Genomic DNA, 13,106 nt, shown 5'->3' on the forward strand with positions numbered 1-13,106 from the left:
GATAGATTTCACGTTTCCGAACCTACAACCGCCCTGGAGGGGGAGCCGCGGATGCGCATCGGAATCGTCGTCGACTCGGCCTGCGACCTGCCGCAGGACTTCATTGCCGAGCACAACATCGTGCTGCTGCCGATCACCGTGCGGATCGGCGAAGCCGTGCTGGCCGATCATCGCGATGAGCAGGCCACCCTGAGCTTCCTGCACGCGCACGTGGCCGAGCACGGCGCCGAGGCGGAGACCATTCCCTTCAGCGTCAACCAGATCCGCGACCTGTTCCTGCAGCAACTGGTAATCGACTACGACCACGTGTTCTGCATGACCATCACCAAGACCCGCAGCCCGATCCACGACAACGCGCTGCAGGCCAGCTTCGCCATCCTCAACGACTACAAGCCGGTGCGGCAGGCGGCCGGCCACAACTCGCCGTTCGCGCTGCGCGTGCTCGACACCCAGAACCTGTTCGCCGCGCAGGCGGTGACTGCGGTGGAAGCGGTACGCCTGCGCGCCAGTGGCGCCAGCGTGCAGCAGATCCGCGAACGCCTGGAAGAACTGGCCGGCAACGTGCACGGCTACATGGTCACCCGCGACCTGTACTACATGCGCGCACGTGCGCGGCACAAGGGTGACCGCAGTGTCGGCCTGCTCAGCGCGGCGCTGGGCAGCGCGCTGGACATCAAGCCGGTGCTTCACGGTTACCGCGGCGAGACCGGGCCGGTGGCCAAGATCAAGGGTTTCGACAACGCCGTGCAGAAGCTGTTTGCGGTGGTCGGCCAGCGCGTGCGCGCCGGGCTGATGACGCCGACGGTGTGCATCAGCTACGGCGGTGAACTGGACGAACTGCGCGCCCTGCCCGGCTACGCCCAGATGAAGGACGTCTGCGCCGGCCACGGCGTAACCGTGTACGAAACGGTGATGAGCCTGACCGGCATGGTCAACGTCGGCAAGGGCGCGGTCACCGTGGGCTTTGCCGATGGACCGCATCGGTTTGAATGAAGCCCAACCGCCGCGGAACTCTGCACATCGATTCCACCGCGGTTGTGCCAGCCTTGCCGCACTTCAAGGAGAACACCATGCCTGCGCAGTACCACATCAGCCTGCCCGACCCGTCCAAGGCACGCGGCAACGACCCTGACCTGTCCTTCCATTCGCAGGGCGCCGCCGGCTTCGCCGAGGAGCTGCAGGATGCCCTGCGCAGCGGCACGTTGTTCGAACGCTGGAAGGCCAAGCAGCCCGACCCGGATGCAGTGGAGCCGCAGTGGGGCGCAACCGATCCCGAGGCCACCGTGACCGGTGAGCAGAAGGACCTGCGCATCAACCTGGTGGCCACCACCCGCATCGACAGCGATGTGTTCAAGCAGCGCCTGCGCCTGCTGGCCGGCAGCCACTGGGAACTGCGCGACGTGCGTTGAGGCATCCTACCCCGCCGGGCACGGCGCGGCGCTAACGTGCCCGTGTCGTGATCGACCCGGTGCCGATGACCATGCTCGGGTGGACGCCAACCTTGGGCGGCGCTTGCACAAACGACTGCCAACCAAGGGTGGCAATTACTGATGCACCGTCGGACATGGCCCAGCGCTACTGAAGCCTGCTCCGGTAGGCGCCAACCTTAGTTGGCGCTTTCCAACCCGCCGCGCATGTGGCTGGCACACTATGGGAATGAGAAACAGAGATGCCATCACCCGGCCGGGTACGCGCGGCGAGAAGAAGCTGCGCGATGCCCCACGCCGACTACGCGACCTGCAGCATTGGGCTGACTGCTTCAGCGGTGCGTTTCCCTCGTCGGAGGAGCTGGGCAGTCAAGCTCGCTACTGGAACTACAAGGTTCCGACCCGAGCAGGTCTGATCGAGCCCGGCCACCACCCTGAGAATCCAGCGTGCCTGCGCCCAATCGCTCATCAGCGCCTGCGCAAATCTAATCCAGTCGCGGCCCGCTTCACAGGCTAATGTGCGGGTAACCTGCTGCATCGCCCAGCCGGGGATGTTCTCCAGCGAGATTTGCCTTTACCTGGACGAAGCGTACTTCCAGGGCCACGTCGCCTCGACAGCGGATGGTCAGGTCACCGCCATCACCTCGCGCAGCCTTTCCGCCGAATGGCAGCTCGTCCTACCTCGAGGGGTTGAGGAGCGAGGTGTGCAGGTCAGCATTCCTCCCACCGACCACGATGACGGTCTGGAACAGGAATACTGGTTCTACGGCGAGGTCGCCGACAGGCGTTGGTGAACGAGAACGCAAGCTCGGTCGGCGCTTCCGGGAAGCGCTGCCAACCAAGGTTGGCAACTACCGAACCGCCGGGTAGTGGCGGCCGCTACCCAGGGCGCGGTACAGCGCTATGCGCACGATCGCAGCTCCGGCCTGACTGTAAAGCGCGATGTCCTTGGATGGCCGGAACCCCAAACAGGCTGGTTCTGTACGACCAGCGGCGAGCCGGATTGGCCTGGCCGAACAGGATGAGGCGGTTTGGCGGCAACGGGCAGCAGCGCGTGACGGGCTGGCCTGCTCAGCAATCCATGGTTCCGTGCGCGTTGCCCTCGTCATCCAGCACGTGTGCATGCAGGACCACCTGGTTGCGGCCGGCACGCTTGGCGGCATACAGGCCGGCATCGGCATCGGCCAGCAGCTGATCGGCGCTGGCCATCGCTGGCGGATGCAAATAGCCCACGCCGATGCTGATGCTGACCGACCCTTCAGGCAGCGGCAGCGCCGCCACCGCCTCGCGCAGGCGCTCGGCCAGTGCCAGCACGCCCGACAGCGCACTTCCGGGCACGATCACCGCGAATTCCTCGCCGCCGTAGCGCGCAACACGGTCACCGGCGCGGCCGGCGCTCGCCTTCAGGACCGCTGCCACGGCCTGCAGGCAGCGGTCGCCGGCGGGATGGCCGTGGCGGTCGTTGAAGGCCTTGAAATGATCGATATCCAACAGCAGCAGGCCCAGCTCGGTGCCACTGCGCCGTGCGCGGTTCCACTCGGCCAGCAGCAGCGCGTCGAACTCGCGCCGGTTGGCTACGCCGGTCAGGCCATCCTGGCGCGCCAACTGGTCCAGCGAGGCCTGCCGTTCCATCAGGTCCACCTGCAACAGGATGCTGCGCAGGCCGAACCCCAGCGTCGCCACCACGAACCCGCTCACGGCCAGGGGCCGGGCGTGGTCGACCACCAGCGTGCCTACCACCAGCAGCAGCAGCGGCAGGATCATCGGGCCGGCCGCCTGCACCGTGCGCGCCATCCGCGGATGCGGCGCCAGGACCCGCGCCGGTGCCTGGCTGAGTGCGAGCAGCGCCAGCAGCAGGAACGGCAGATCGATCAGCAGGTCGGCATAGGCACCGAACGCATCGCCGGAGGTGTAGTGGTTGATGTAGTACGCCACCAACAGGTAGGTCACCGCATACATCGCCAGCGCGCGGAAAAAGGTGCGCCGCTCGGGGACGTCGCCGGCCAGCCAGCGCACCACCGCGAACACGGCGATGCACAGGTTCTGGATATCGAACATGCGTTGCATGTTGGCCAGCGCGTGGTCGTCGATGTCAACGCGGGCGGCAAACGACTGCGCGTGCACGAAGAACAGCACGCCCAACAGCGCCGCCATCGCCGCATCGATCAGGCTGATGCTGACCCGTTCCCGGCGCGCCCGGGCCAGGATGAACACCAGGGGCACACCGTAAAGCACGTAAAGGAACAGGCTTGCGCGCGGGGTGAAATCGGCACGCCCGGCGCCCAGGGCATCAATCATGTTGAACGCCATGCCGCCGGCCCACAGCAGCAGGGCCAGTGCCGTGGCGCGCCACCCCAGTGCCGCGCGGTCGCGGCGGGCCCGCCACAGGCAGGCGATCGCAGCCAGCAGCGGGGCGCCGGTCAGGAAAACGAAGGAACCCGCCCCGGCGGGACCGGGCCACAGGGCCAGCACCAGCCCATGGCACAGCACATACAGCAGCGCCAGCACTACCGGCATGCCTTCCCCCATCCGCAAGGCCGTATGGGCGCACGATAGCGCGCCGGCACGCCACAGCGGCGTGATCCACTGCGGCAAAACAACACGCTGCGTGCACCGCCAGGGTCGTGCCGGCCGCTGGCTGGCATCCGAGGGAATCACGCGGCGGCAGGTTGCCGGCCAGCGGCCGGCACTACCGGCAAGGCCTCAGGCGTGCAGCGCGTGGGCGTGGTGGGGCTGGCACGCCACCACCGCGTGATCCACTGCGGCGAAACGACGCTCCGCGTGCACCGCCAGGGTCGTGCCGGCCGCTGGCCGGCATCCGAGGGAATCACGGGGCGGCAGGTTGCCGGCCAGCGGCCGGCACTACCGGAAGGCCCCCAGGCGTGCAGCGCGTGGGGGTGATGGACCGGTACGCCACAGCGGCGTGATCCACTGCGGCGAAACGACGCTCCGCGTGCACCGCCAGGGTCGTGCCGGCCGCTGGCCGGCATCCGTGGGAATCACGCGGCGGCAGGTTGCCGGCCAGCGGCCGGCACTACCGGAAAGCCCCCCGGGCGTGCAGCGTGTGGGCGTCGTGGGGCTGGCATGCCACCACTGCGATCCACTGCGGCAAAACAACACGCCGCGCGCACCGCCACGGTAGTGCCGGCCGCTGGCCGGCATCCGAAGGAATCACGCGGCGGCAGGTTGCCGGCCAGCGGCCGGCACTACCGGAAAGGCCTCAGGCGTACAGCGTGTGGGTGCGATGGGCCGGCACGCCACAGCGGCGTGATCCACTGCGACAAAACAACACGCCGCGGGCACCGCCACGGTAGTGCCGGCCGCTGGCCGGCATCCGTGGGAATCACGCGGCGGCAGGTTGCCGGCCAGCGGCCGGCACTACCGGAAAGGCGTCAGCCGTGCAGGGCGCGGGCGTGGTGGGCGATGTGCTCGCCGATGAAGCTCGCGATGAAGTAGTAGCTGTGGTCGTAGCCCGGCCGCAGGCGCAGGGTCAGCGGATGGCCGGCCGACGCGCAGGCCTCCTGCAGGCGCTGCGGCTGCAGCTGGGTCTGCAGGAATTCGTCCGCCTCACCCTGGTCGACCAACAACGGCAGCCGCTCGCTGGCCGCGGCAATCAGTGCGCAGGCGTCCCATTGCGCCCAGTCGGCCGGGTTGTCACCCAGATAGGCAGTGAACGCCTTCTGCCCCCACGGGACATGGCTGGGCGCGACGATCGGCGAGAACGCTGACACGCTGCGGTAGCGCCCCGGGTTGCGCAGCGCGATCACCAACGCACCGTGGCCGCCCATCGAGTGACCGCTGATGGCGCGAGCGCCGGTCGCCGGGAACTCCGCTTCGATCAGCGCCGGCAGCTCGTGCACTACGTAGTCATGCATGCGGTAGTGCTTCGCCCAGGGCGCGCGGGTGGCGTTGAGGTAGAACCCCGCACCCTTGCCGAGGTCGTAGCCTTCGGCATCGGCCACGTCATCACCGCGCGGGCTGGTATCCGGCGCGACGATGATCACGCCGTGTTCGGCCGCATAGCGCTGCGCGCCCGCCTTGGTGATGAAATTCTGCTCGGTGCAGGTCAGCCCGCTCAGCCAGTACAGCACCGGCAGCGTCTGCGTTTCCGCCTGCGGCGGCAGGTACACGGCGAACTGCATATCGCAGCCCAACGTGGTCGAATGATGGCGGTAGACGTCCTGCCAGCCACCGAAACAGGCGCGGTGTTCAATGCGTTCCATCAGGCTCTCCTGCGCACCGGCCTCAGCCAGCACGTCTATTGATCAGTTCATCCAGCTGCGAAAGCAGGTGCAGAAGCGGCTCGACACCGGGCTGGCCGTCGAGGTTGCGGTACGCCGCCACCGCCACGTCGCTGCGCGGTGGCCACTGGCCGTCGGCGCGGGCTTCGTGCAGGCGCGGCAGGAACACCTGTGCCAGCCAGTGCTCGAACGGCATCTCGTCGATACCGAAAGGTGAATCCACCGCACGCGGTGGCCCCACCTCGCCGTCGACCCAGCCCAGCGCACGCAACGCCTGCTCGATCGGCGCCACCAGGGCCGCGCGCGGGTCTTCCGCACGCGGCCGGCGCAGGGCATCCAGCCAGCCCATGACGCGGCTCAGTAATGGACCACCGAACGGATCGACTTGCCTTCATGCATCAGGTCGAAGGCGTCGTTGATCTTGTCCAGTTCCATGGTGTGGGTGACGAACGGCGCCAGTTCGATATCACCCTTCATCGCGTCTTCGACCATGCCCGGCAGCTGGCTGCGGCCCTTCACGCCGCCGAAGGCAGTGCCCATCCACTTGCGGCCGGTCACCAGCTGGAACGGGCGGGTGGAGATCTCCTGCCCGGCACCGGCCACGCCGATCACCACGCTCTGGCCCCAGCCACGGTGCGCGCATTCCAGCGCCGCGCGCATCACGTTGACGTTGCCGATGCACTCGAAGCTGTGGTCCACGCCCCAGGTGGTCATCTCGACGATGACCTGCTGGATCGGCGTGTCGAAGTCCTTCGGGTTGATGCAGTCGGTGGCGCCGAATTCGCGCGCCAGTTCGAACTTGGACGGATTGGTGTCCACTGCGATGATGCGGCCGGCCTTGGCCTGGCGCGCACCCTGGATCACCGCCAGGCCGATGCCCCCCAGGCCGAACACAGCTACGCTGTCGCCTTCCTGCACCTTGGCGGTGTTGTGCACTGCGCCGATGCCGGTGGTGACACCGCAACCGAGCAGGCAGACGTGCTCCGGGTTCGCGTCCGGGTTGATCTTGGCCAGCGAGACTTCGGCCACCACGGTGTACTCGCTGAAGGTCGAGCAGCCCATGTAGTGGTACAGCGGCTCGCCGTTGTAGCTGAAGCGGCTGGTGCCATCGGGCATCACGCCCTTGCCCTGGGTGGCGCGCACCGACACGCACAGGTTGGTCTTGCCGCTCTTGCAGAACAGGCACTCGCCGCACTCGGCGGTGTACAGCGGAATCACGTGGTCGCCCGGCTTGACGCTGGTCACGCCCTCGCCCACCTCCACCACGATGCCGGCGCCTTCATGGCCCAGCACCACCGGGAACAGGCCTTCCGGATCATCGCCGGACAGGGTGAACGCATCGGTGTGGCAGACACCGGTATGGGTGATCTTCACCAGCACTTCGCCCTTCTTCGGCGGGGCGACGTCGATCTCGACGATCTGCAGCGGCTGGCCGGGACCAAAGGCGACGGCGGCACGGGACTTCATGGTGGCTTCTCCAAGGGCAGGCAGTAACAGGATGGGCGGCGCACTGTTGCGCCGTCGTTTATTTCAGGTACGAGCGGATCAACGCGCTCATGTCGCGCACGCGTTCGGCGCGTTGTTCGTCAGAGGCGGCGGGCTGGCCGAACTCCTCGCGCAGATGGGCTTCCATCACCTCGGACATCAGGCCGTTGACCGCGCCACGGATGGCGGCGATCTGCTGCAGCACCGGCCCGCAGTCGGCGCCAGCTTCGAGCGCGCGATCCAGCGCATCGCACTGGCCGCGGATGCGGCGCACTCGGGCCAGGACCTTCTTCTTCTCTTCGGGGGAGTGCGGCATGGCGGGCCACCTCGAAACTATACTGGGGGATAGTATACACGGCCACCCTGCCAGTGTCACCGAAGCTCCCCGCCGCCATCGTGATCCGCCGGCAGAGCCGGGCTAAAGAACCCCGCCACGCAGCCGTTATCCGGTGCCTGATGGCGAATGAGTCGCCGGCAATGACACGGAGTTCTGATGATGGTGCGTTCCCTGCTGCCCGCCTGCCTGGCCATGGCCCTGGCATTACCCGCACTGGCCGGGCAGGCCCCCACTGACGCGGCGGCCCAGGTGGATCTGCAGCAACCGGCGCGCATCCGCCTGTTCAGCGCCAATGGCCAGTATCTGGCGATGCGCAAGAACCACACGCGCAGCGGCGCCGAAGCCGAGGTGGTCAGGGTGGAGAGCAAGGCGTCCAAGGGTGTGTTCAGCACGCTCGCCTCGCTGGCCACCGGCAATGAAAGCACCTCGATCGGCATGCCCGAGTCATTCGCCACCGGTACGCTGGGCGGTATCCGCAAGCCCTTCTATCGCGAATTCGCACTGGTGCCGGGCCAGCTGGTCAATGTGATGGCCAACTTCGAGGGCAATCGCCGCTGCGTTCCGGCGGGCGAAAGCGTTCGCGACCTGCGCTTCACGCTGCCGCCCTCGCTCCTGCTGACGCCGGAACCCGGCCTGGACTACGAAGTATCGTTCGGTACCGACGGCAGCAGTTGCGGCATGAACGCCAGGCTGCTGCTGGCCGACGGGCGCTCAGTGCCACTCCCCACCGAGTTGCAGCGGCAACGCTCAGCAAAGACGTACAAGGTGGAAGGAACGCATCTGTATACCTTCCTGTTCCGCCCGGGCAGCGTGTACTACCGCCCGGTCGGCGAGGCGGAGGACCTGCAGCTGCGCATCGACGATGCCGAACATGCCGACGCATTCGAAACGGCGATGCGCGAGATCGCCTCGCGGCCCGGCACCCAGATGTGCATCGTGCTGCCGGACTTCTTCTACAAGAGCCCGCTGAAAGACCGGCTTGACCGCGTCCTGGACGAGCAGGACAAGAATTTTCCGGCGATCCTCGAACCGATCGAAGGACTGCGCAAAGTCCGCCAGCTTGAGGACCATGTGCCCACCACCTTCCTGGATGCTGCCGCGTACTGCCAGTTGGCAGGGATGATGGCGTTCCCGCCACGCAACACGCTCGATGGCGCACCCGACGTGGCAGCCCCGGCTCAGTCAAACAATCCCTGAGCCGCCAGCCGCGCCAGCTCATCCACCACATAACGTACCTTCGGCCGCAGGTGGCGGGTTGGCGGCCACAGCGCATGGATGTCGATATGCCGCTGCATGTGCGCATCCAGCACCGATTGCAGCGCGCCGGATTCCAGGTGCCGGCGCACCAGTGACTCCGGCATCTGGCAGATGCCCAGCCCAGCAATGGCGCCGTCGATCACTGCATCGCCGTCGTTGAGCTGGTAGGCCGCATTCGGGATGAACGTTCCTTCGGCATCATCACTGCCAATCCGCCACGCCACCGGTTGCCCGTGGCGAAAGCCGACGATGCTGCGGTGCTGTGCCAGTTCCTCCACGATCGCAGGCACACCATGCGCCTGCAGGTACTCCGGCGATGCGCAGGTGACCAGGCGCTGGCGACCCAGCCGGCGCGCGACCAGGTGCTCTGCGTGGTGCAGCCCACCGAAACGGATCAGCAGGTCGATGCCCTCTTCGACCGGATCAACGAAGTGATCGGTGAAGGTCATCGTCAGCTGCAGGTCCGGGTACTGCCGGCACAACCGCAGCAGCACCGGCAACACCACCAGCCGCCCGAACGAGGACGGCATGTCGATGCGCAGCCGCCCACTGGGCAGGCCGGCCGAACCCAGGCAGGCCTCGGCGGCGGAGATTTCTTCCAGCGCCGCCGCACACGACGCGTAGTACGCCTCGCCGTCGGTGGTCAGCGCGATGCGGCGCGTGGTGCGGTGGAACAGGCGCACGCCCAGCCGCGTTTCCAGCCGGGCGATGGCCTTGCCCACCGCCGAGCGTGAGACGCCCAGTGCATCGGCCGCTTCGGTGAAGCTGCCCGAGCGGGCCGCGGTAACGAAGGTCACCAGGCCATTCAACGATTCCAGCGGCAGCATTCTTTCCCCCACATTGGGGACAAATAGTCCCACGCTCAGGGAGATCGAAGCGCTTTATGCGCCCGCATGTCAACTCCATCCTGTGGGCATCGCGCCGCTGGCGCTCCTCCCCCCGCACCGAGATGACCGACATGACCGCCACTCTGTTCCGCCCCTTCGACCTGTCAGGCACCCTCCTGCGCAACCGCATCGTGATGGCCCCGATGACCCGTGCCCGCAACCCCGGCTCGGTCGCCAATGCGCTCACCGCGCAGTACTACCAGCAGCGCGCCAGCGCTGGCCTGATCATCAGTGAAGGCACCCCGGTCTCGCCGCAGGGCCAGGGGTACATCGACGTGCCGGGCATCTGGTCGGCCGAGCAGGTGGCGGGCTGGAAGCAGGTGACCGAGGCCGTGCATGCTGCCCAAGGCACGATCTTCGCCCAGCTCTGGCATGTGGGCCGCATGTCGCATGCCTCGCTGCAGCCCGATGGCGGACAACCGGTCAGCGCTGGCACTCGCCCGGTCGCCAGCGCACCAAAGAACACCTCGTTCGTCTACCTGGACGACGGCAGCCGCGGCCATGCCGATCCCACTCCGGCGCGTGCGCTGGCCACCGAAGAGATCCCCGGCATCGTCGACGACTTCGTGCGCGGCGCGGAGAACGCCATCGCGGCCGGCTTCGACGGCATCGAGCTGCATGCTGCCAACGGCTACCTGTTCGAACAGTTCCTCAACCCGCTCATCAACCAGCGTGAGGACCGGTATGGCGGCTCGCTGCCCAATCGTGCGCGCCTGATCCTGGACACCGTCGATGCGATGGCGCAACGCATTGGTGCCCACCGCATCGGCGTGCGCCTGGCACCGAACAACCTCACCTTCGACATGCCGTTCTACCCCGACAACGAAGCCACCTATCTGTATCTGGCCGAGGAACTGGGCAAACGCGGCCTGGCCTACGCGCATCTCAACGACAACCTGCAGGCGGGCCAGTCGGTGCTGGGCGAGGCCTTCCTGCAGCAGTTCAAGCAGGCCTACGGCGGCACCCTGATCCTGGCCGGTGGCATGACCCGCGAACGCGCGCTGCCGCTGGTCGAGGCGGGCACCATCGACCTGGCCGCGTTCGGCCAACCGTTCATCGCCAACCCGGACCTGGTCGAGCGCCTGCAGCGCGACATTGCGTTGGCCACTCCGGACCGCAGCAGCTACTACGGCGGCGGCGAAGCGGGTTACCTCGACTACCCAGCCGCCGGCTGATCCCGCACGGGGTCGGATCCCCGCCACAGGGGGGGCTCCGACCCTTGGATCAGGCGTCCTCGCGCACGTAGGCGAACGACTGGTCCAACCGCTCGAAGCCGATCACTTCAGCGACGATGGCCTGCGCATCCTCGTCGCTGATACGTCCCTCGGCAATAGCGTCAACACGGGCGAACAGCCGCTGCAACGCCGCGTACTGGTCATCGCGCAGGAACGGTTGATGGCTGTGCAGCCAGCGCTGCAGATTGCTGGCCAGCTCGCCATGCGAAAGCAGCGTGTACGTCGCTTGGTAGTCGGCAACTGCTTCGACCATCTTGCGGAACAGGAAGTCCTGGTAGCTGGCGGCCAGCACATCGGCACGATCATCGTCATGCCACACCAGCACGACCGGCGATTCGGCAACACCGGGCGCGTTGCTCCAGAAGCAGTAGCTGTCGCCGCCCCCCGTCCGCGCAAACGGCAGCAGCTGCAGGTCCGTGCGCAGGGGGTTGTAATGATCCTCGGCGGTCAGTTCCTGCCACGCCTCGCGCAGTTCATCGTGTTCCAGCGGTTCGTATTCCTGGGCGTACAGCAGCACCGGCGGATCCGCCTGCAGCGTCGGGAACACCACCTTGGACCATTCCGGATGTGGGGCACCCCAGCTCAACCGACCCGCTGCATGCAACTGCTTGAACAGGGGCGGGAAGGACTGGCCGGTGGCCCGTTCGATGTCAGATAGCGTGCTCATGGATGTCCTTGTCGATAGAGACCGCCCAGCTTGCCCGAATGCGCGCAGCAGATGAACCGGCGGCAGCACGCGGCAGGACTAGACTGCGACCACCGGATGCCGCCCATCGCTGCCATGAACGCCCCTGCCCACAGCTTCATCGTCAACATCGACGTGCCCGACCTGGCCGCCGCCGAAACCTTCTACGTGGCCGCGTTTGGATTGCGCATCGGCCGCCGTCTCGGCCCGGAGGCCGTGGAATTGCTCGGTGGGCCAACACCGCTCTACCTGCTGCAGAACGAGGCGGGCAGCGCCGCCACCGAAGACGGCGACGTGCGCGACTACGAGCGCCACTGGACCCCGCTGCACCTGGACTGGGTGGTGGATGACATCGACGCCGCGCTGGCACGTGCAGTCGCAGCCGGGGCGACACTCGAGCAATCCGTGCGCGAGCGTCGCTGGGGACGCATCGCCGTGCTGGCCGATCCATTCGGCCACGGCTTCTGCCTGATCCAGTTCAGTGGCGAAGGCTACGACGCGCTGGTGACATGAGCGATTGGGGTGGGTGCCGGCCGTGGGTCGGCACTGCATCCCTTACCGCCACTACGCCCGCAGCATATCCACGAACGCCCGCAGCGCGCCCGGCATCTGCCGCTGCTTCGGGTAGTACAGCGCGAATCCGGCGAACGGTTCGCTCCAGTCTTCCAGCACTGCCACCATCTGCCCCGAGTCGATGTACGGCCTTGCCGTGTCTTCAAGCACGTACGCCAGGCCGATGCCATCCAGAACGGCGCGCACGATCGTGCCCTGCTCGCACAGGGTCAGCCGCCCCGGTACATCGATCTCCAGCGCCTGCCCACCGCGCTCGAACTGCCACTTGTACAGGTGCCCGCTGGCGAAGCGGAAGCGGATGCATTCGTGTGCGGCCAGGTCGCGCGGATGCTGTGGCGCCGGGCGCCGCCGCAGGTAGTCCGGCGAGCCGACAATCAAGCCACGCAGCGGTGGGCCCATCGGCACCGCCACCATGTCCTCGGGTACGAACTCGTGCAGGCGCACGCCGGCGTCGTAGCCTTCGGCAACGATATCGACCAGGCCATCGTTCTCGGTCAGCTCCACCCGCACGTCGGGATGGGCGTGCAGGAAGCGCGCCAGCCGCGGCCCCAACTGGGTCGGCACCGCCGCGCGGGTGGCGTTGATGCGCAGCAGGCCGGCCGGGGCGGCGCGGAAGTGGTTCATTTCTTCCAGTGCGTCGTGCACCTGCCCCAACGCCGGCTGCAAGCGCTCCAGCAGGCGCTGCCCGGCTTCGGTCAGGGCCACGCTGCGGGTGGTGCGATGGAACAGGCCAACGCCCAGCCGCTCCTCCAGCGCGCGGATCGCATAGCTCACCGCCGAGGTCGACAATGCCAGTTCGGCACCGGCGCGGCGGAAGCTGCGATGGCGGGCGACTGCGGCGAACGCGGCCAGATGGGTCAGGTTGTCAGTGGCCATTGTGCAGTTTCACTTGATGAATCATGCCGATATCCGCGCTTCTTGCCACTGGGCATGGGGCGTATTGTAAAGCGCCTTTCGATAAACCCTGCCAAGGATTCCC

At 67.2% G+C, this 13,106-nt stretch carries 14 protein-coding genes; 6 read left to right on the plus strand and 8 right to left on the minus strand.

Going from position 1 to position 13,106, the window contains the following annotated elements:
• Window positions 1-51 precede the first annotated feature (51 nt).
• From LRM18_RS12555 to LRM18_RS12565, 3 genes are all read left to right on the plus strand, one after another.
• The gene (locus tag LRM18_RS12555; protein WP_049469102.1) at window positions 52-993 is read left to right on the plus strand and encodes a DegV family protein; all 942 of its coding nucleotides are present in this window, start codon (window positions 52-54) and stop codon (window positions 991-993) included.
• Between the two features lie 77 nt (window positions 994-1,070).
• Window positions 1,071-1,409 (plus strand): hypothetical protein, encoded by a 339-nt coding sequence (locus tag LRM18_RS12560; protein ID WP_049469108.1) that lies wholly within the window; start codon window positions 1,071-1,073, stop codon window positions 1,407-1,409.
• Between the two features lie 485 nt (window positions 1,410-1,894).
• Window positions 1,895-2,221, plus strand: coding sequence for a DUF3916 domain-containing protein (locus LRM18_RS12565; protein ID WP_336297083.1), 327 nt, complete (start codon window positions 1,895-1,897; stop codon window positions 2,219-2,221).
• A gap of 277 nt (window positions 2,222-2,498) precedes the next feature.
• Here LRM18_RS12565 and LRM18_RS12570 read toward each other — a convergent pair whose 3' ends face one another.
• From LRM18_RS12570 to frmR, 5 genes are all read right to left on the minus strand, one after another.
• Entirely contained in the window at window positions 2,499-3,944 is a 1,446-nt protein-coding gene (locus tag LRM18_RS12570) for a GGDEF domain-containing protein (protein ID WP_057494603.1), read from the minus strand.
• An 875-nt stretch (window positions 3,945-4,819) separates the two neighbouring features.
• Window positions 4,820-5,650 (minus strand): S-formylglutathione hydrolase, encoded by an 831-nt coding sequence (gene fghA, locus LRM18_RS12575; RefSeq protein WP_270954743.1) that lies wholly within the window; start codon window positions 5,648-5,650, stop codon window positions 4,820-4,822.
• 22 nt (window positions 5,651-5,672) lie between these two features.
• Window positions 5,673-6,017: a YqcC family protein gene (locus tag LRM18_RS12580; protein ID WP_270954744.1), complete on the minus strand. Its 345-nt coding sequence runs from the start codon at window positions 6,015-6,017 to the stop codon at window positions 5,673-5,675.
• Window positions 6,018-6,025: 8 nt separating this feature from the next.
• Window positions 6,026-7,135 (minus strand): S-(hydroxymethyl)glutathione dehydrogenase/class III alcohol dehydrogenase, encoded by a 1,110-nt coding sequence (locus LRM18_RS12585; RefSeq protein WP_053461366.1) that lies wholly within the window; start codon window positions 7,133-7,135, stop codon window positions 6,026-6,028.
• Window positions 7,136-7,193: 58 nt separating this feature from the next.
• A complete protein-coding gene (gene frmR, locus LRM18_RS12590; protein WP_005411009.1) occupies window positions 7,194-7,469 on the minus strand; it encodes a formaldehyde-responsive transcriptional repressor FrmR in 276 nt (91 codons plus the stop codon).
• Window positions 7,470-7,646: 177 nt separating this feature from the next.
• On the opposite strand from frmR, the gene LRM18_RS12595 reads away from it, so the two are divergent.
• Window positions 7,647-8,687 carry a hypothetical protein gene (locus LRM18_RS12595; RefSeq protein ID WP_270954745.1) on the plus strand — a complete coding sequence of 347 codons (1,041 nt, stop codon included), beginning with the start codon at window positions 7,647-7,649 and terminating at the stop codon, window positions 8,685-8,687.
• Here the strand turns inward: LRM18_RS12595 and LRM18_RS12600 are convergent.
• Window positions 8,669-9,574: a LysR family transcriptional regulator gene (locus tag LRM18_RS12600; RefSeq protein WP_270954746.1), complete on the minus strand. Its 906-nt coding sequence runs from the start codon at window positions 9,572-9,574 to the stop codon at window positions 8,669-8,671. The genes LRM18_RS12595 and LRM18_RS12600 overlap by 19 nt on opposite strands.
• A 131-nt stretch (window positions 9,575-9,705) precedes the next feature.
• Here LRM18_RS12600 and LRM18_RS12605 point away from each other — a divergent pair, with 131 nt between their 5' ends.
• Window positions 9,706-10,809, plus strand: coding sequence for an alkene reductase (locus LRM18_RS12605; protein ID WP_270954760.1), 1,104 nt, complete (start codon window positions 9,706-9,708; stop codon window positions 10,807-10,809).
• Between the two features lie 49 nt (window positions 10,810-10,858).
• Here the strand turns inward: LRM18_RS12605 and LRM18_RS12610 are convergent, their stop codons facing one another.
• The gene (locus tag LRM18_RS12610; protein ID WP_154331184.1) at window positions 10,859-11,536 is read right to left on the minus strand and encodes an SMI1/KNR4 family protein; all 678 of its coding nucleotides are present in this window, start codon (window positions 11,534-11,536) and stop codon (window positions 10,859-10,861) included.
• 114 nt (window positions 11,537-11,650) lie between these two features.
• Here LRM18_RS12610 and LRM18_RS12615 point away from each other — a divergent pair, with 114 nt between their 5' ends.
• Complete coding sequence (locus tag LRM18_RS12615; protein WP_270954747.1) at window positions 11,651-12,067, plus strand: VOC family protein; 417 nt, start codon at window positions 11,651-11,653, stop codon at window positions 12,065-12,067.
• Window positions 12,068-12,118: 51 nt separating this feature from the next.
• Here LRM18_RS12615 and LRM18_RS12620 read toward each other — a convergent pair whose 3' ends face one another.
• The gene (locus LRM18_RS12620) at window positions 12,119-13,003 is read right to left on the minus strand and encodes a LysR family transcriptional regulator (RefSeq protein WP_049470402.1); all 885 of its coding nucleotides are present in this window, start codon (window positions 13,001-13,003) and stop codon (window positions 12,119-12,121) included.
• Window positions 13,004-13,106 lie beyond the last annotated feature (103 nt).

This window comes from Stenotrophomonas sp. PI_27 (assembly GCF_027854495.1).
In the GTDB taxonomy this organism is placed as follows: domain Bacteria; phylum Pseudomonadota; class Gammaproteobacteria; order Xanthomonadales; family Xanthomonadaceae; genus Stenotrophomonas; species Stenotrophomonas pavanii.

Bases quoted from the DNA above. Each gene is read 5' to 3' on its own strand.
- LRM18_RS12555 (WP_049469102.1), top strand. From the start codon at position 52: ATGCGCATCGGAATCGTCGTCGACTCGGCCTGCGACCTGCCGCAGGAC.
- fghA (WP_270954743.1), bottom strand. From the start codon at position 5,650: ATGGAACGCATTGAACACCGCGCCTGTTTCGGTGGCTGGCAGGACGTC.
- LRM18_RS12610 (WP_154331184.1), bottom strand. From the start codon at position 11,536: ATGAGCACGCTATCTGACATCGAACGGGCCACCGGCCAGTCCTTCCCG.
- LRM18_RS12600 (WP_270954746.1), bottom strand. From the start codon at position 9,574: ATGCTGCCGCTGGAATCGTTGAATGGCCTGGTGACCTTCGTTACCGCG.
- frmR (WP_005411009.1), bottom strand. From the start codon at position 7,469: ATGCCGCACTCCCCCGAAGAGAAGAAGAAGGTCCTGGCCCGAGTGCGC.
- LRM18_RS12615 (WP_270954747.1), top strand. From the start codon at position 11,651: ATGAACGCCCCTGCCCACAGCTTCATCGTCAACATCGACGTGCCCGAC.
- LRM18_RS12585 (WP_053461366.1), bottom strand. From the start codon at position 7,135: ATGAAGTCCCGTGCCGCCGTCGCCTTTGGTCCCGGCCAGCCGCTGCAG.
- LRM18_RS12580 (WP_270954744.1), bottom strand. From the start codon at position 6,017: ATGGGCTGGCTGGATGCCCTGCGCCGGCCGCGTGCGGAAGACCCGCGC.
- LRM18_RS12595 (WP_270954745.1), top strand. From the start codon at position 7,647: ATGATGGTGCGTTCCCTGCTGCCCGCCTGCCTGGCCATGGCCCTGGCA.
- LRM18_RS12605 (WP_270954760.1), top strand. From the start codon at position 9,706: ATGACCGCCACTCTGTTCCGCCCCTTCGACCTGTCAGGCACCCTCCTG.
- LRM18_RS12570 (WP_057494603.1), bottom strand. From the start codon at position 3,944: ATGCCGGTAGTGCTGGCGCTGCTGTATGTGCTGTGCCATGGGCTGGTG.
- LRM18_RS12620 (WP_049470402.1), bottom strand. From the start codon at position 13,003: ATGGCCACTGACAACCTGACCCATCTGGCCGCGTTCGCCGCAGTCGCC.
- LRM18_RS12560 (WP_049469108.1), top strand. From the start codon at position 1,071: ATGCCTGCGCAGTACCACATCAGCCTGCCCGACCCGTCCAAGGCACGC.